Source organism: Paenarthrobacter sp. NPDC057355 (assembly GCF_042667405.1).
Classification (GTDB): Bacteria; Actinomycetota; Actinomycetes; order Actinomycetales; family Micrococcaceae; genus Arthrobacter.
Genome location: NZ_JBHVAL010000002.1, coordinates 299,663 through 315,154 on the forward strand (window position 1 = coordinate 299,663; position 15,492 = coordinate 315,154).

The window sequence follows — 15,492 nt, forward strand, 5'->3', positions numbered from 1 at the left end:
CCAATGCTCACCACCATCACCGGAACCCTGTTGGACGCCGCCGGCGAACCAATGCACGGCTACGTGACCTTCACCCCAGATACCCCCATCGTGAACGTCACCGACGCCGGCAAGACCATCCCCCGCGTTCCCGTCCGCGCCGACCTCGACGCAGAAGGGAAGTTCACCGCAGAGCTACAGCCGGCAGACGCAGCCGGCGTGAACCCGCAGAACTTCACTTACCGCGCATCGCTTTACGTCTACGCCGCCGGCCAACGCCCTGCCCGCCCCACAGAGTTCAGCTTCACAGCTACGGACGGCGCCACGCTCGACCTTGCCGACATCACCCCCGTAACTGACAACAACGGCGTACCCCACGTCGTCGGCCCCGCCGGCCCGCAAGGTGTTCAAGGCCCCCAAGGCGTAGCCGGCCCCGCCGGCCCGCAGGGAGTCCCAGGTATCGCGGACGACGCCAGCGTGAAGTCTCTGATCACTAACCCAGCAACTCAAACTGGTGCAGCAGTAAAGGCAGGCTTTGCGCCGCGCTACGGCCTCCCGGACTTGGCGGGCAAGGTTATCGGTGCCCGCATGCTTGACCGTTGGGTGTCCGACGCTTTTGCACCTCCGCCCGCAGTGGACACCCCAGTTATTACATTTGACGCGGCCGGATACGGTACGTTGTTCGCTCCCAAAAGGGTCGGTGACGTGGCTAACGCGGCCCTCGATATGGCCGGCGATACGCGCTTTCGCTACTTTGGTTTCCCCAGCGCCACCGCGACACCATCCGACCCCACACAATTCGTAGACACAGGATTGAAGCCGGGTGGGGCCACCATGGCCGCAGCGTGGCCGTTCAGTGTTGAGTTTGAGACGACATCTGACATCGTTCAGGTAAAGAGCCGAGCGAGTACCGCGAATCCCAATCAAGGCATCATTCTGGTGAATGGCCGCCTCGTGTCGGAGACGCGCATCCAGTCCACAACCGCCGCTGGCAGCTGGACCCGTATGCGACTCACTTTCCCCTCTACCGGCTGGCGCAGGATTCAGATCATAGGCCTGAACCCTGTCTTCGGTAGTTTTGGCGGAGTCCAGGTAACCGCCGGCCATAGCGTCATACGCCCGTCGCATGCCGTGAAGCGCAGGATAGCCGTGATCGGCGATTCCTTCACTGACGGATCAGGTGTAGCACCTGCCGGTGCCACCATGACCGAAACGTACGCGCTCAGGCTTGCCTATCTCATGGGCGCCGATCAAGTCATTTTGGCAGGTATCGGCGGCAGCGGCTGGGTTGCTCAGACCGGAGCAGAAACACAGTCCCATTTCGGAGCGCGTGTAGCCCCAGTTCTTGCGATGAATCCAGACGTCATAATCTTCATGGGATCGAGAAATGACCCCACCGCCGTTGGAGTTCAAGCCGCCGTAGAGTCTGCCCTGGACGCGTGTGCGAACGTGCCAGAGGTATACGTGACCGGAACGGTAACGCGTACGGGATTCACCGCACAAAACGCAGCGGTCAAGGCAGGGACTGAAGCAAAGGGCCGCAGATTCGTTGACCTTGCAGGGATAATCTACGGCTCCGGGAAAGCAGGAGCGCCAACGAACGACGGCAACGCGGACTTCTTTATCAGCGGCGCCGATGGTGTTCATCCGACGCACGAAGGCCATAAGTACATCGCACGGCGATTCTTCCAAGCAATTGCAGGGGCTTATGGTCAGTCGTGACCGGCTACCGGAGCGCGGGCCCCACGCGCTCCGCAATAGCCTTATGACCAGCGTCGTTTACGTGCGCACCGTCCTGCAGCACCATGGGCCGAGTGATCACGGGCGGCTCAAGCAAGCTCACGTACCCGGCTTTGACACTAGCCGCAGCTTCTTGCACTGTCTTGTCGAAGGCCAGAACGTCAGGCGTTACTTCCCATGGCGTCGAAGGTCCAACGGCGACAATCTTGGCTGCTGGAAGCGCGGCGCGAAGGTCGGCGTAAGTCTTGGCTATGGCGTCCGACACCCGCTCGGGATCGCGTGCGAATTGCTGGAAGTCGTTCTGTCCACCAGCGACTACTACGGCCGAAGGCTTGGCAGCAACAGCCTGCGAGACCATCTCCGGGTAAGAGGGGCACTTCTCCATGCCGCATCCCTCTTTGCCAGCCACCGTCAAATAGCCTGTACCGCCCCGCCCCAGGTTCACGGCGTTCAGGCCGGCGCCACTAGCCGCAACCGTCACCCAGTTGTTCCCGGAGCTGGCCCCCGTTCCCTGCGTGTAGGAATCGCCAATGAACACGGCAATAGGCTTCGCCGGCTGAGGCTTTGCGGACGGAGGAAGCGACTTGTGTGTTTCGTAGTAATCCTGGACCTTCTGCGAAACAGGGGCCGGCTGTGCAGCGCAGCCTGCCGCCGAAGTCATGGCGATGGACAGCAGGAGTGCAGGAAGGGCGCGACCAAGGCGCATGAGTTCCCCCAGAGAAGTGAATTGGCAAAGTCAAGTCATTCTACGATCCCCGCACACTCTCCGTTGAACAGGGAAAGGCAATCATGTTCGAACTGACCACCACATCCACTAGCCCGTTCCGCGCAACCCGGACCCAGCAGATTCAGTCGATCACTATTCACTGGTGGGATAAGCCGGAACGCCGGCCCTCCTTTGACGGCACGGTTGCTTGGCTCTGCCGCCCTGAAACAACAGCCAGCGCCCACTACGTCGCGGAGGATGGCCGGGTGGCTTGCATCGTCTCTCCTGACGAAGTTGCGTGGCACGCCGGCGACGGCGGCAACGGCCCCGGCAACATGACCTCCATTGGGATCGAATGCAACCCGCGAGGCTCTGACGGCGACTATGCCACCGTGGCTGAACTCGTCCGGGAACTCCGCGCAGCTTACGGAGACTTGCCCCTCTACCCACACCGGCATTGGACCACCACGGAGTGCCCAGGCACCTACGACCTTGACCGCATCAACCGACTAGCCGCACAAACCACCACGGAGGATGAAATGACCCCGCAGCAAGAAGCCAAGCTCGATAAGCTCATCAGCTTGCTTGAACCCGTCCACGACGCACTGTTCAACAAGAAGGGCAGCAAAAAAGGCGACAACAAGTCCATCGTCGGCGGCGAAGCCCTGGATGACCTGATCAACAAGGGTCAACTGAAGATCCTTGCGGCAATCGAGTCTCTGAAGGGTAAGTGATGGCAGAGAACCCGCCACCGACCCGAAAGGCCGGCGTCGTCACGCTAGCGGCAACCGCCGGCGGAACCGTGGGAGGCGCCACTTCCATCGTGGTTGTGTGGCTCCTGTCGCTTGCCGGCGTTGCCGTCCCTGATAGCGTGGCCGACGCCTTGACCATCCTTGCTACGGCGCTCCTGTCGCTTGCCGGCGGCTGGCTTGTCCCGCCGGGAACGGGGAGCCGCCGTGCCTGAAGCCGCAGTAATGACGGACGTGACCCTTGGTGAGGTCTACCGCCTAATCAAGGACCAATCCAAAACGCTCGACACCATGTCCCACAACATGGACAAAAAGCCGTCGTGGGATGACATCGAGCGCATGGAGGAAGCCCGCATCGAACGCGGCAAGCTACACGCCGCGAAAGAGCAGCTTCAGGACCAAGCCATCAAGGCGTTGGAAGATAACAACAGGTGGCTAGTCCGAACGGTGATTGCATCCCTGATCACTGGATGCTCCGGCCTAGCCTTTGCAGCTTTCCGGTTCTTCGCCGCCGGCTAGGCCGCAGCCGCCATTACCGCAGCCCGCTTTGCACCGTCAGGAACGGCGCAATAGCGGGCTGTGGTTTGTGGGTTGGCATGCCCCAGAAGGTCTTGCACTGCCCGTAAGTCCTTCTCTGCCCGGTAAGCGACGGTGGCGAAGCGGTGCCTAAGCGTGTGGCCTGTCCAGTCTCCGTCAAGGTTGCGGGATAGCAGCGTGGAGACGTATGGCGCGGACAGGTGGCCTCCGGTCTTGTTCGGGAAGTAATAGCCGGCCTCACGTCGCCGCAGGTAGCCGGCAAGGCGTTCCGTTAGCGGGATGATGCGCACGACGCCTCCCTTACCCTGAATTTCCAACGCCCAGCCGTCCTCACCGTCGTGAATGACGTTGTTGGTGTGCAGCTTGGCTATCTCAGTGCACCTAAGCCCGCACTCTGCCCCCAGGGCGACCATGAGGGCCAATCGTTCATCAAGCAACTGCCGGCCCGCGTTCACGATGGCTTCAGGAGCAGGACGAGGACGGCCCGGGGGAACGCGAACGCTCGGAAGGAGCATCGCCGGGTTAGTGTCGGTCCTGCCGCTCGTGACGGCCCATATCCAGAATTGCCGCAGACAGGCACGGTAGCTCTTTAGCGTCTCCGGTTTCCAGCCGTGCAAGCCCATCCAGCCGGCTAGATCGTTGGCGTTCAGTGTCCACGGTTCAACGTCCGGGAAGTGATGCGCAAGTCGGCGTATCTGCGTCTTTCGAAGGGCAATAGTGAGGGGTGGCCTACCTGACGCTTTTAGCCAGGACAGCCACCCCTCGATTTGTTCACTCCACTGTTGAGTTGTTAGATCATCCTTCAACGTTTCCCCATTAGCTTGAAATTTGAAATGTCAAGCATTTAGATTATCCGGCGTGTCGGTTACTCTCGCGTACGTCCGCAAGCAGCGCTTTGTGCGTTCGGGCTACCTTCCGCGCCGCAGCCTTCAGCTTTGCCTTGTATGCATCGACTGAAATCGTCTTATCTGGATTGTCGATAAGCTCGGCACGTTCGACCACCGCAGCCTCCCAGGCATCGAAGGCGCTCACGCTGCCGCCGCCGTATCGCGACGGCCAAACAGTGTTACTACCGGGTATTCTTCGATTAACCCACCGGTAGAGTGGTCATAACTGCAAAGGAAAGGCGGCAGACTGTGGCTGACGGCACACGGGCAAACGATGAGGCACCCGCAAAGCAGGAACGGACCGTTGCACCCCGTTCACCAAGGCTGCCCAGGGACGAGCGCCGTGCACAGCTGCTGAACGCCGCCTTGGAAGTCTTCGTTTCCAACGGATTCCATGGCGCAGCGATGGATGAAATCGCTGAAACCGCGCATGTCAGCAAACCGGTGCTTTACCAGCACTTCCCCTCCAAGCGCGAGCTCTACATGGCCCTCCTGGACAGCCACCTGGCAACGCTGACCGACTTGATGCTGGGCGCGCTGAACTCCACAACGGACAACAAGGAACGCGTCAAGGCCGTCATGCGCGCCTATTACAGGTTCATCGCCGACGACGACCAAGCGCACCGTTTGGTGTTTGAGTCCGACCTCATCAATGATCCTGACGTCAGCTCCCGCTTGGAGACGTTCAACAAAACCTTCGCCGACGCCGTCGCGCATGTGATTGCCGAGGACACCAAACTTCCGCCCCTTGAGGCCCAGCTCCTGGGACGCGGCTTGGCGGGAATGGCCCAGGTCAGTGCCCGTTACTGGCTGGAAACGGATGGAAACCTTGACCTCGATGTAGCCAGTGATCTGATCTATCGTTTAGCTTGGCGCGGAATCAGTCGATTCCCCAAAGAGTCCTAGGCTACAAATAGAGGACTGACTTAACACTTGATTGGCTTGGAGGCCTTGCTGTGGAAGTAAAGATCGGCATTCAAAACGTTGGCCGTGAAATTGTGCTCGAATCCGCCCTGGATGCTGACGCCGTAGCCAAGATCGTGGCCGAAGCCGTGTCCAAGGGCTCGGAACTGCGCCTGACTGACGAGAAGGGCCGCCAGATCATCGTTCCCGGAAACGTGCTGGGCTATGTGGAGATCGGCGCCGAGGAAGTCCGCCGGGTCGGCTTCGGCGCCCTCTGACACTCTTCCGCCCAACTGCCGCTTAAGGAGTTCCCATGCTTTCCCTCGTCATCGTGGTCCTGGCCACTGTTGCCACTGGTTTCATTGTGTGGGCAAACGATAAGCGGCACATCAGGTACGGAATCGCACTGCCCGCCGGTGTTTCGGCCTGTGTCGGCGCGCTGAGCTGGATAGCCTTCATCAGCGCCGGCCTCGGCTACCAGCCGGGTGCCACCTGGATCCCCTGGGTCCTGCCGATTGTGCTCGGAACCGCCGCAGCGGCGGGAGTCGTGGTTTATCTTGGACGCACACGCACCAAGCACGACACTGAAGCGCTGACCAAGGCGCTAAGGCTCTAGGGCTTAAACAAAACAATGACCATCACCCCGCGGGGTGATGGTCATTGTTGTTTGTTGCCAGCGTGTTTGACGCCGGGGCCCGACGTTAGAGGAACTCCGCCCGGCCTTCCATCGCGGAGGATGCCAGCGCGTGCTCACGACGGGGAATCCGGCCCGCCTGCTTGGCAAGCCTGCCGGCGATGACAGCGTGCTTGAAGGCCTGCCCCATCTGGACGGGGTTCTGCGCCCGGGTCACGGCGGTGGCCAGCAGGACAGCGTCGCAGCCCAGTTCCATCGCAAGTGCGGCATCCGAGGCAGTGCCGATCCCCGCGTCCAGCACCACAGGGACGGAAGCGCGCGACACAATCAGTTCGATGTTGTGCGGGTTCAGGATGCCAAGTCCTGTTCCAATAGGTGACCCTAGCGGCATGACGGCCGTGGCACCCAAATTCTCCAGGCGCAGCGCAAGGACGGGATCGTCGTTGGTGTAGGCGAACACCTTGAAGCCCCGGTTGACCAGTTGCTCTGTTGCTTCGACCAGCTCAACGGCATCGGGCAGGAGCGTGTGTTCGTCCGCTATGACTTCCAGCTTCACCCAATCTGTCTCCAGCGCCTCTCGCGCCAGTTCTGCCGTCATCACCGCGTCTTTGGCCGTGAAACAACCCGCCGTGTTCGGAAGGACACGGATGTTGTTGTCCACCAGGAGCTGAAAGAGCGAACCGGTTTCCGCGGTCGAATAGCGCCGCATGGCCACGGTTGTGAGCTCGGTTCCGGAAGCCAGGAGCGCCGCTCCCAGACCATCAAGGCTGGGGGCGCCTCCGGTTCCCATGATCAGCCTGGAGCCCAGTTCGACGCCGTCGATCACCAAAGCGTCCGCGCGGATTTCCGTATTTGCCTGCGTCATTGTTCAGCCTCCCTGTACTGCGGTCACGAGTTCGAGTTCGTCGCCGTCGGCCAACGCAGTGGCCGCCCATTGGCTCCGGGGTACCACCTCGGAGTTCCGGGCGACGGCGACACCCAGCTTTCCGCCGTCGGCCGCCTGTCCGCGGTGGTCCAGGGCACGGCCGGTGACGGCGGTGACCAGGCTGCTGACAGAGGCGCCGTCGAGCACTTCGTGCACGGCGCCGTTGAGCTTGATGTTCATACTGTTTCCTTGCTGTGGAGAAAGCAACGCGGGGTCACTTATGGCCCCCTGAAGGGGTTTCCATGGGCCATAAGTGACCCCGCGTTGCATTGAAGCGGTCAGGGCGGAAGATGGACCAGCGCGGGTCGGTGGAACCGGAGATCAGTTGTCCCACGATCTCAGCGGCGACGGGAGTGAGGAGGACACCGTGCCGGAAGAAACCCGTGGCGATCAGCAGGCCTTCGACTTCCCCCGTGGAGTTGCCCACGCGGCCCAGCAGCGGGGCATTGTCCGGAGTCCCGGGACGAGCCCGGGCCGTTGCCTCAAGGAGTTCAAGTTCGGCAACCGCAGGCACGAGCATCTGGGCGTCACGCAGGAGTTGGTAGACGCCACCGGCCGAGACGGCGTTTGAGGTCGCTGACAGACTATCCTCGCGCTGGGTAGCGCCGATCACCACGGTTCCATCCTCCCGCGGGACGATGTAGACGGGCACTCCGCGAACCATGCCACGGACCGTGGCGGTTACCAGCGGGCGAAGGTGGGTGGGCACGCGCAGCCGAAGGATGTCTCCGTAGACCGGCCTGACCGGAAGGCTGAGCTCCTCCGGAAGGGCTTCCAAGTCAGGAGCGCCCAGCCCGTTGGCTACTACGGTCTCGCCCGCAACGACAGACTGTCCGGAATCAAGTTCCACTCCGCAAACACGGTCGCCGTCCCACAACAATCCACGGGCAGACTCCCGCACTGCGTAGCCGTCACCGGCCCCCTGCACCCAGCTGCCATCGTTCGGTAAGTGCGCAGCCAGCCCGGCCAGCAGCTGCCCGGCCAGCTTGCGTGGATCCACCTGGTGATCGGCGGGAATGTCGAAGGCACAGGATATTTGCGGGCTCAGGAGTGGTTCGCGGTTCCTTGCTTCACGCAAGGACAGCGGTTCGACCTCCAGACCCGCCGCAAGCTGAACCGTGCGAAGGTCCGCGAGCGCCCGGCGGTCCGCAGCGTCGGCACCCACGGCGAGGGTCGGCGTCGTGCTGTATCCAGTGGCTTCCACCGGCTGAGGGAGGCCGCCCACGAACGATGGCCACAATCGGGAAGACACGAGCATGAGCTCCAGGAGGTCTTCTTCCTGGTAGTGGAGTTCGCTCACAGGTGCCAGCATGCCGGCGGCGGCGAAGGTAGCGCCGCTGGCGGGCGCCGGGTCGATGAGGGCCACGGAGCGGCCCAGCTTTCGCACTTGATGGGCAATGCCCAGGCCGATGACGCCTCCGCCAATGACAGCGACATCTGCGTGAATGGCTTCTGCCATCTGATTCCTTCCCTACGCCGGTACTAGCCGGATCAGGTCAAGCGGTCGGCTCCTAAGCCCTCTCAGCCGGACGGTCACAATGACGGTCGTCGCGGCTCCCGCGGTACGTGCCCAGTTTAGAGGAACTACTGTGGTTTCCATGACCCAGCATGAATCCCTCGCCTCGGCCCGCCTCTACCTGTGCACTGACGCGCGCAAACGACAAGGCGATTTTGAAGACTTTATGGACGCAGCCTTCCAGGGCGGAGTGGACATCATCCAGCTCCGCGACAAGACGATCGAAGCGGCCGAGGAGTTGGAGTTGCTGGCCGTCCTGCGCAGCGTCGCGGAACGGCATGGGCGGCTGTGGGCAGTGAACGACCGGGCCGACGTCGCCAGTGTTTCCGGGGCTCCGGTGTTCCATGTGGGCCAAAAGGACCTGCCTCTGGAGATCGCCCGCACCTTCCTCCCCGCCCCCGCCGTAATTGGCTTGTCCACCCACACTCCCGAGCAGGTCAATGCGGCCATCACGGCCTCGCCCGGCGACGCGGGACTGGATTACTTCTGTGTGGGCCCCGTGTGGGCGACCCCCACCAAGCCCGGCCGTGAAGCCGTGGGAACCGGCTTGGTCACATATGCCGCGGAGGCGATTAAGCGCGCGGAAGAGACCACCGGCGGGGCCGTCGATTTGCCCTGGTTCGCAATCGGTGGAATCGACCTCGGCAACGTCGAAGAAGTAGTTGCAGCCGGAGCCAGCCGCATCGTCGTCGTCCGGGCCATCACCGAAGCGGAAGATCCGACGGCGGCAGCCAAGTCGCTGCTCGAAGCCCTCGACGCCGCTTAGCTGCAACTCAGCAGACCGCTCGCCTCCGGTCCGCCACCCAAAACCTCGCACCCACACCACTGAAGGAAGTACACGTGAGTTACCCGAGTTACCCGCCCGCGCCCGAAAACGGCCCGGGAGCGGGAGTTCCACCGGTCCCCAACGCACCTGCCCCTTACGGCAGCCGTTATCAGGGTGGGCCGAACACCGGGTATCAACCCACCCCTGATTCCGGCCCTTACGGCACACCGGCCGGTGGCGGAACATCAAAGTCATTCGTGGTCACGTGGATCCTGTCCTTGCTCCTGGGCGGCTTGGGTGTCGACCGGTTCTACCTTGGCAAGATTGGCACCGGCATCGCCAAACTCCTCACCGCCGGCGGGTTCGGCATCTGGTCGATCGTGGACCTCATCATCACGTTGACAGGTAACGCCCGTGACAAGCAGGGCCGCCCGTTGGCCGGCTACCCGGAAAACAAGAAGAAAGCATGGATCATCACCATCGTGGTGTGGCTCGCCGGCCTGATCATTGGCATCATTTCCGCGGTGCTGTCCCTGACGCTCTTCGCCGCCGCGGTCCAGGGGCAGAAGACTCCTGTACCGGTCCCTCCTTCAGCTTCCCAGGAGGCGCCCCTGCCCTCTTCCGGCGCTGCCAGCGACGCAAATTCCTTCACAGTGACCGTGTCCAGTGGGGACACGGTGAAGGTGGGCATCGTTGACTCCCTCTACACCGAGGAAATTCTGGACATGCCCTACCTGGAGCCAGCCAATGGAGGGTTCCTGCTGATGGAAGTTTCCTGGCAAACTGCCACGGGAACCAGCTTCGCGACCGCCACAAACTTTGAAGCCTATGATGCTGACGGCAAGGAGGGCGAACTGCTCTTCCTCACGGAAAGCATGGGGAGCTTCCCGCCGGGGAATGTTGCGGCCGGGCAGTCAGTGCAGGGCATCATTGGCTTTGACATCAAGAAAGGCCCCACCACCATCGTCGTCAACGACCTCTACGGTGAGAAGGCAGCGAGCTTTACGCTGACCCCGGCAGGCTAGCCTCCGACAGCACAGCGGTGCTGCCCACAGAAACCCGTAGTCGCTTGGCGGCTGCGGGTTTGCCTGTTGGGCGTCCAAGACTATCGGCCTGTTTCGGGCTACGCTGATTTTCGTGTCACATCACCGGATAGCGCCCAACGTCGACGATTCATCGGACCAGCTTGCCGCAGCCCTCGCGGCCCTGAGGACAGAGCTGGAGCTGCCCGGTGAGTACCCGGTTGAGGCCGTCCAGGAAGCGAGGGACGCCGTCGAATCCCTTCACCTTCCCGACCGGGACCTGAAGGACATTCCGTTTGTGACCATCGACCCTGCGACGTCCACCGACCTTGACCAGGCCCTGTTCATTGATCGTGCCGGCGAAGGGTACAAGGTGCTTTATGCGATCGCCGATGTTCCCTCATTCGTGGCTCCGGGAGGGGCCCTGGATTCAGAAACGCGGCAGCGGGGACAAACATTCTACGCGCCGGACGGGCGCATTCCTTTGCACCCGGAGATCATCAGCGAGAACGCCGGAAGCCTGCTGGCGGGCCAGGATTCTGGGGCCTTCGTCTGGGACTTCGACTTGGATGCAAAGGCGAAGGTGGTGAACGTTTCCGTCGCGCAGGCCACCGTTCGCAGCCGCGCCAAGTTGAGCTACGCCGGCGCCCAGCAACAGATTGACGACGGAACGGCACCCCCCGTACTCCAACTCCTCAAGGAAGTTGGACTCAAAAGGGTCGAGTTGGAGCGGCTTCGTGGTGGGGCCAGCCTCAACATGCCCGAGCAGGAAATAGTCCACGTGACCGACGGCGGGTACAGGATCATTGCGGCGCCATCCCTGCCGGTGGAGGACTGGAATGCGCAGATATCGCTCATGACAGGGATGGCAGCGGCACAACTGATGCTGGACGGGAAGATCGGCATCCTGCGGACCATGCCTGCCCCCGACGAAAGGTCGCTGCAGCACTTCAAGCGGCAGACGGCGGCCCTCGGCAAACCGTGGGATGGCAAGGTCACCTACGGTGAGTATCTGCGGACGCTGGACGCCTCGGATCCTAAGCAGCTGGCCATCCTGCACTCGGCCGGGACGTTGTTCCGCGGTGCCGGCTATACGCCTTTTGATGGCGAAGTGCCCGAAACAGTGGTTCAGGCAGCTATCGGCGCCCCCTACGCCCACACAACGGCTCCCCTGCGGCGGCTCATTGACCGGTTTGTCCTGGTGATTTGCGAAGCCCTCTGCAACAACAAGGAAATCCCCCACTGGGCACGTGAGGCACTGCCCTCCCTGCCCGAGATCATGGGTGCCTCGGATCAGTTGGCCGGGCGGTTGGAACGTGCCGCGCTGGACACCGTAGAGGCAGCACTCGTAGCGGGCCACGTGGGCCGGGAGTTCGACGCCGTCGTCATCACCGGGTCCAAGCCATCCAACGGGAACGGCAACAACGGCAACGGAAACGGCGGCCCGTACGGCGTGGTCCAGATCGCCGAACCCGCCGTCACGGCACGGTGTGATGGGGAACTGGAGTCTGGCACGCAGGTCAGAGTTCGCCTCGTGAAGGCGGAAATCGCAACCCGGGAGATCAGGTTCGAGCTTCTGAACTGACGCGCTTCAGTCCCCGATCCGGGCTTTATGGCTCCCAGAGGATAGACTGGGCCTGTAGTAATGGATGCCCGGTCGTTGATTCAGTTAATTTTTGAACTCAACAAGCCCGCCCCTACGCGATCTTGAGATGTACCAACTGGTCACCAGTGCCAGTACTTAGATAGCCCGCGATCGGCTTCCACTGGAATTGCTTGCGCGCCCGTTCTGCTCCGGTACGGCTATGCCGTCCCGTTGAGCATGCAGCGCCAATGCCCAAATGAATAAGGAAACTCCCTGTGAGTGAATTGCACACCCATGAAGTCCTGACGGACTCCACCGGAACTGAGACCATCGAACCCGAGGAAACGATCACCTCGGATGAGACGCCCCACGAGATCGAAGAAAAATCGTTCGCGGATTACAACGTCCGCGCGGACATCGTTGAGTCCCTGGCCGACGCCGGAATCACGCACCCCTTCCCCATCCAGGCCATGACCCTGCCCGTTGCTTTGAGCGGCCACGACATCATCGGCCAAGCCAAGACAGGCACCGGCAAGACGCTCGGCTTCGGCATTCCCGCCCTGCAGCGCGTTATCGGCAGGGACGATGCAGGCTATGAGAAGCTCGCCGTCCCCGGGGCCCCGCAGGCCCTGGTGATCGTCCCCACCCGTGAACTTGCCGTGCAGGTTGCAAACGACCTCCAGGCTGCCTCCCGGAAGCGCAACGCCCGCATTGCCACTATCTACGGCGGCCGCGCCTATGAGCCCCAGATCGAAGCGCTGCAGAAGGGTGTTGAGATCGTGGTCGGCACCCCCGGGCGCCTGATCGACCTCTACAAGCAGAAGCACCTGAGCCTGAAGAACGTCAAGATGGTCATTCTTGATGAGGCCGACGAAATGCTGGACCTCGGCTTCCTACCGGACGTTGAGACCTTGATTGCCGGTACTCCCGCAGTACGCCAGACCCTCCTGTTCTCGGCCACCATGCCCGGACCGGTCATCGCAATGGCACGCCGCTACATGACCCAGCCCACCCACATCAGGGCCGCTGACCCGAACGATGAAGGCCTCACCAAGCGCGACATCCGCCAGCTGATCTACCGTGCCCACAGCATGGACAAGACCGAAGTTGTGGCCCGCATTCTCCAGGCCAAGGGCCGCGGACGCACCGTCATCTTCACCAAGACCAAGCGCACCGCTGCCAAGGTCGCTGAGGAACTGGTGGACCGCGGCTTTGCCGCCGCCGCCATCCACGGAGACCTCGGCCAGGGTGCGCGCGAGCAGGCCCTGCGTGCTTTCCGCAACAACAAGGTGGACGTCCTGGTAGCAACCGACGTGGCAGCCCGTGGCATCGACGTCGAGGACGTCACCCACGTCATCAACTACCAATGCGTAGAAGACGAAAAGATCTACCTGCACCGCGTTGGCCGCACCGGCCGTGCAGGCAACAAGGGCACCGCCGTAACTTTCGTCGACTGGGACGACGTCCCGCGCTGGGCCCTGATCAACAAGGCTCTCGGGCTCAACGTTCCCGAACCTGTGGAGACCTACTCCTCCTCGCCGCACCTCTTCACCGACCTTGACATTCCCGAAGGCACCAAGGGCCGTCTGCCCCGCAACAAGCGCGTCCTCGCCGGCGTCGACGCCGAGGTCCTGGAGGACCTGGGCGAGACCGGCAAGAAGAACGCCCGTTCAGGCGGTTCCGGCCGGGACGGTGGACGTGACGGGAAGCGCGACGGCGGCCGCGGTCGCAAGTCAGGCGACTCGGGCAAGTCCGGCGACTCCGGCGAAAGCAAGGGCGACGGCGGACGCAACCGCACGCGCCGTCGTCGTACCTCCGAGGGCGAAACAGCTCCGGCGGCAGGTGCGTCCGAGACCCGCAAGGCAACCGCCGACAATGCTGAGAAGCCTGCACGCACGCGTCGCACCCGTACGCGTCGCCGCAATGGTGAAGTTGTTACCGGTGAGTCGGCTGCTGCCCAGCCTGGCAACACCGAGGCCTAATACCTTCAATGGCTGAAACTGTTTGGGCGCCGGACGGCGGCAACATGGTGGTGCACGCGGATAACGCGGAATTCCTTCCAACGCTGCCGGACGGCGCCTTCACACTCATTTACGTGGACCCTCCCTTCAACACGGGCCGCGTCCAGCGGCGCCAGGAGACCCGCATGGTCCGCAACGCCGACGGCGACGGCGACCGCGTGGGGTTCAAGGGCCGCTCCTATGACACCATCAAGGGTGCCCTGCACAGCTACGACGACGCTTTCAGCGACTACTGGTCCTTCCTCGAGCCCAAGCTCGTGGAAGCGTGGCGGCTGCTGGCCGACGACGGCACCCTGTACCTGCACCTCGATTACCGCGAGGTCCACTACGCCAAGGTGATGCTGGACGCGATTTTCGGCAGGGAGTGCTTCCTGAACGAGATCATCTGGGCTTACGACTACGGCGCCCGGGCGAAGAACCGTTGGCCCACCAAGCACGACAACATCCTTGTCTACGTCAAGAACCCCGCCAAGTACCACTTCGACAATGAGGAAGTGGACCGCGAGCCCTACATGGCTCCGGGCCTGGTGACCCCGGCCAAGCGAGAGCGCGGAAAGCTGCCTACCGACGTTTGGTGGCACACCATCGTCTCCCCCACCGGGCGCGAAAAGACCGGCTACCCCACCCAGAAACCTGAAGGACTGGTGCGCAGGATCGTCTCCGCATCAAGCCGCAAGGATGACTGGTGCCTGGACTTCTTCGCGGGCTCGGGAACCCTCGGCGCCGTGGCCGCCAAGCTGGGCCGCCGTTTTGTGTGCGTGGACCAGAATGAACAAGCCATCGAGGTCATGCGGAAACGCCTGGGCAGCAAGGCCGGATTCCACGAGCTGTTGCCGACCGGCCTTCAAGCCTGACCAAGCGGCACTGATTGCCGCTGGTCGGGCAAGGGCCTGCTTAGGCCGCGCCCTTCACGAACGCCGTCACGGAGTCCGCAATCATCTGCACGGCAATGGCGGACAACAACAAACCTGCGATCCTGGTGACCAGCTCCACGCCGTTCTCACCGAGAACACGTTGAACCACGCCGGCGAAGCGCATCGCCAGGTAGAGCGAGGCAAGGACAACGGCGATACCGGTGCCTACAGCGAGGTAGTCGGACAGCTCCGTGGACTGCTGCACGAACACCATCACCGCCACAATCGCACCGGGGCCAGCCATGAGCGGCGTCCCCAGAGGCACAAAGGCGACATTCTTATACTTGGCCGCGTTCTCCTCGCCACTTGTGTTGCCGGTCAGCAGCTGCAAGGCGATAAGTACCAGAAGCAAACCGCCCGCTCCCTGCAAGGCAGCCAACGAGATATGCATGTAGTTCAGGATCGACTGGCCGAAGATCGCAAACAGGACAATCACACCGGTAGCGACCAGGAGCGCCTGAAAAGCTGAACGGTTCCGGTCCTTCGCCGACAACTGGGCCGTCAGGGACATGAAGATCGGCACCGTTCCCGGCGGATCCATGATGACGAACAGGGTAACGATCACCGAGGCCAGCAGTTGCAGGTCCATCAGCGGGCCCCTCTCTCTG

The 15,492-nt window shown here is 62.4% G+C and carries 18 protein-coding genes and 1 riboswitch; of the genes, 12 read left to right on the top strand and 6 right to left on the bottom strand.

Going from position 1 to position 15,492, the window contains the following annotated elements:
* The first annotated feature begins 3 nt into the window (after positions 1-3).
* Complete coding sequence (locus ACFUOZ_RS05300; RefSeq protein ID WP_377545467.1) at positions 4-1,701, top strand: GDSL-type esterase/lipase family protein; 1,698 nt, start codon at positions 4-6, stop codon at positions 1,699-1,701.
* A 4-nt stretch (positions 1,702-1,705) separates the two neighbouring features.
* Here the strand turns inward: ACFUOZ_RS05300 and ACFUOZ_RS05305 are convergent, their stop codons facing one another.
* Positions 1,706-2,425, bottom strand: coding sequence for an SGNH/GDSL hydrolase family protein (locus ACFUOZ_RS05305; protein WP_377545469.1), 720 nt, complete (start codon positions 2,423-2,425; stop codon positions 1,706-1,708).
* A gap of 83 nt (positions 2,426-2,508) precedes the next feature.
* Between ACFUOZ_RS05305 and ACFUOZ_RS05310 the strand changes: the two genes are divergently transcribed.
* Genes ACFUOZ_RS05310 through ACFUOZ_RS05320 form a run of 3 tightly spaced genes read left to right on the top strand, consistent with a single transcriptional unit; the run spans position 2,509 to position 3,693 of the window.
* The gene (locus ACFUOZ_RS05310; protein WP_377545471.1) at positions 2,509-3,159 is read left to right on the top strand and encodes an N-acetylmuramoyl-L-alanine amidase; all 651 of its coding nucleotides are present in this window, start codon (positions 2,509-2,511) and stop codon (positions 3,157-3,159) included.
* Positions 3,159-3,389 carry a hypothetical protein gene (locus ACFUOZ_RS05315; RefSeq protein ID WP_377545473.1) on the top strand — a complete coding sequence of 77 codons (231 nt, stop codon included), beginning with the start codon at positions 3,159-3,161 and terminating at the stop codon, positions 3,387-3,389. The genes ACFUOZ_RS05310 and ACFUOZ_RS05315 overlap by 1 nt, the downstream gene beginning before the upstream one ends.
* Positions 3,382-3,693, top strand: a complete 312-nt coding sequence (locus ACFUOZ_RS05320) for a hypothetical protein (RefSeq protein WP_377545475.1) — start codon at positions 3,382-3,384, stop codon at positions 3,691-3,693. Before ACFUOZ_RS05315 ends, ACFUOZ_RS05320 begins: the two co-directional genes overlap by 8 nt.
* Here ACFUOZ_RS05320 and ACFUOZ_RS05325 read toward each other — a convergent pair.
* Positions 3,690-4,226 carry a tyrosine-type recombinase/integrase gene (locus ACFUOZ_RS05325; protein ID WP_377545477.1) on the bottom strand — a complete coding sequence of 179 codons (537 nt, stop codon included), beginning with the start codon at positions 4,224-4,226 and terminating at the stop codon, positions 3,690-3,692. The genes ACFUOZ_RS05320 and ACFUOZ_RS05325 overlap by 4 nt on opposite strands.
* A 696-nt stretch (positions 4,227-4,922) precedes the next feature.
* On the opposite strand from ACFUOZ_RS05325, the gene ACFUOZ_RS05330 reads away from it, so the two are divergent.
* The 3 genes from ACFUOZ_RS05330 to ACFUOZ_RS05340 are packed head-to-tail and all read left to right on the top strand — an operon-like array spanning position 4,923 to position 6,117.
* Positions 4,923-5,504: a TetR family transcriptional regulator gene (locus tag ACFUOZ_RS05330; RefSeq protein ID WP_018776515.1), complete on the top strand. Its 582-nt coding sequence runs from the start codon at positions 4,923-4,925 to the stop codon at positions 5,502-5,504.
* Between the two features lie 50 nt (positions 5,505-5,554).
* Positions 5,555-5,779 carry a DUF3107 domain-containing protein gene (locus ACFUOZ_RS05335; protein WP_144659727.1) on the top strand — a complete coding sequence of 75 codons (225 nt, stop codon included), beginning with the start codon at positions 5,555-5,557 and terminating at the stop codon, positions 5,777-5,779.
* 35 nt (positions 5,780-5,814) lie between these two features.
* Entirely contained in the window at positions 5,815-6,117 is a 303-nt protein-coding gene (locus ACFUOZ_RS05340; RefSeq protein WP_377545478.1) for a hypothetical protein, read from the top strand.
* 85 nt (positions 6,118-6,202) lie between these two features.
* Here ACFUOZ_RS05340 and ACFUOZ_RS05345 read toward each other — a convergent pair whose 3' ends face one another.
* The 3 genes from ACFUOZ_RS05345 to thiO all read right to left on the bottom strand — a co-directional run bounded on the left by ACFUOZ_RS05345 (position 6,203) and on the right by thiO (position 8,519).
* Entirely contained in the window at positions 6,203-7,000 is a 798-nt protein-coding gene (locus ACFUOZ_RS05345; RefSeq protein WP_377545480.1) for a thiazole synthase, read from the bottom strand.
* Positions 7,001-7,003: 3 nt separating this feature from the next.
* Positions 7,004-7,240: a sulfur carrier protein ThiS gene (gene thiS, locus ACFUOZ_RS05350; protein ID WP_377545482.1), complete on the bottom strand. Its 237-nt coding sequence runs from the start codon at positions 7,238-7,240 to the stop codon at positions 7,004-7,006.
* A gap of 34 nt (positions 7,241-7,274) precedes the next feature.
* Positions 7,275-8,519 carry a glycine oxidase ThiO gene (gene thiO, locus ACFUOZ_RS05355; protein WP_377545484.1) on the bottom strand — a complete coding sequence of 415 codons (1,245 nt, stop codon included), beginning with the start codon at positions 8,517-8,519 and terminating at the stop codon, positions 7,275-7,277.
* Positions 8,511-8,631, bottom strand: a riboswitch (TPP riboswitch). Its footprint overlaps the gene before it by 9 nt.
* A 27-nt stretch (positions 8,632-8,658) precedes the next feature.
* Here thiO and thiE point away from each other — a divergent pair.
* From thiE to ACFUOZ_RS05380, 5 genes are all read left to right on the top strand, one after another.
* Positions 8,659-9,342: a thiamine phosphate synthase gene (gene thiE, locus ACFUOZ_RS05360; RefSeq protein ID WP_377545486.1), complete on the top strand. Its 684-nt coding sequence runs from the start codon at positions 8,659-8,661 to the stop codon at positions 9,340-9,342.
* Between the two features lie 74 nt (positions 9,343-9,416).
* The gene (locus tag ACFUOZ_RS05365; protein WP_377545488.1) at positions 9,417-10,367 is read left to right on the top strand and encodes an NINE protein; all 951 of its coding nucleotides are present in this window, start codon (positions 9,417-9,419) and stop codon (positions 10,365-10,367) included.
* 112 nt (positions 10,368-10,479) lie between these two features.
* Complete coding sequence (locus ACFUOZ_RS05370; RefSeq protein WP_377545490.1) at positions 10,480-11,949, top strand: RNB domain-containing ribonuclease; 1,470 nt, start codon at positions 10,480-10,482, stop codon at positions 11,947-11,949.
* Positions 11,950-12,224: 275 nt separating this feature from the next.
* The gene (locus ACFUOZ_RS05375; protein ID WP_377545492.1) at positions 12,225-13,931 is read left to right on the top strand and encodes a DEAD/DEAH box helicase; all 1,707 of its coding nucleotides are present in this window, start codon (positions 12,225-12,227) and stop codon (positions 13,929-13,931) included.
* Between the two features lie 8 nt (positions 13,932-13,939).
* On the top strand, positions 13,940-14,824 hold the full coding sequence (locus tag ACFUOZ_RS05380; RefSeq protein WP_262275494.1) for a site-specific DNA-methyltransferase: 885 nt from the start codon (positions 13,940-13,942) through the stop codon (positions 14,822-14,824).
* Positions 14,825-14,864: 40 nt separating this feature from the next.
* Here ACFUOZ_RS05380 and ACFUOZ_RS05385 read toward each other — a convergent pair whose 3' ends face one another.
* On the bottom strand, positions 14,865-15,473 hold the full coding sequence (locus tag ACFUOZ_RS05385) for a MarC family protein (protein WP_144659717.1): 609 nt from the start codon (positions 15,471-15,473) through the stop codon (positions 14,865-14,867).
* Between the last annotated feature and the right edge of the window lie 19 nt (positions 15,474-15,492).

Excerpts from the sequence above, each read along its gene's own strand:
- ACFUOZ_RS05300 (WP_377545467.1), top strand. The coding sequence starts at position 4 with ATGCTCACCACCATCACCGGAACCCTGTTGGACGCCGCCGGCGAACCA.
- ACFUOZ_RS05305 (WP_377545469.1), bottom strand. The coding sequence starts at position 2,425 with ATGCGCCTTGGTCGCGCCCTTCCTGCACTCCTGCTGTCCATCGCCATG.
- ACFUOZ_RS05310 (WP_377545471.1), top strand. The coding sequence starts at position 2,509 with ATGTTCGAACTGACCACCACATCCACTAGCCCGTTCCGCGCAACCCGG.
- ACFUOZ_RS05315 (WP_377545473.1), top strand. The coding sequence starts at position 3,159 with ATGGCAGAGAACCCGCCACCGACCCGAAAGGCCGGCGTCGTCACGCTA.
- ACFUOZ_RS05325 (WP_377545477.1), bottom strand. The coding sequence starts at position 4,226 with ATGCTCCTTCCGAGCGTTCGCGTTCCCCCGGGCCGTCCTCGTCCTGCT.
- ACFUOZ_RS05340 (WP_377545478.1), top strand. The coding sequence starts at position 5,815 with ATGCTTTCCCTCGTCATCGTGGTCCTGGCCACTGTTGCCACTGGTTTC.
- ACFUOZ_RS05345 (WP_377545480.1), bottom strand. The coding sequence starts at position 7,000 with ATGACGCAGGCAAATACGGAAATCCGCGCGGACGCTTTGGTGATCGAC.
- thiS (WP_377545482.1), bottom strand. The coding sequence starts at position 7,240 with ATGAACATCAAGCTCAACGGCGCCGTGCACGAAGTGCTCGACGGCGCC.
- thiO (WP_377545484.1), bottom strand. The coding sequence starts at position 8,519 with ATGGCAGAAGCCATTCACGCAGATGTCGCTGTCATTGGCGGAGGCGTC.
- thiE (WP_377545486.1), top strand. The coding sequence starts at position 8,659 with ATGACCCAGCATGAATCCCTCGCCTCGGCCCGCCTCTACCTGTGCACT.
- ACFUOZ_RS05380 (WP_262275494.1), top strand. The coding sequence starts at position 13,940 with ATGGCTGAAACTGTTTGGGCGCCGGACGGCGGCAACATGGTGGTGCAC.
- ACFUOZ_RS05385 (WP_144659717.1), bottom strand. The coding sequence starts at position 15,473 with ATGGACCTGCAACTGCTGGCCTCGGTGATCGTTACCCTGTTCGTCATC.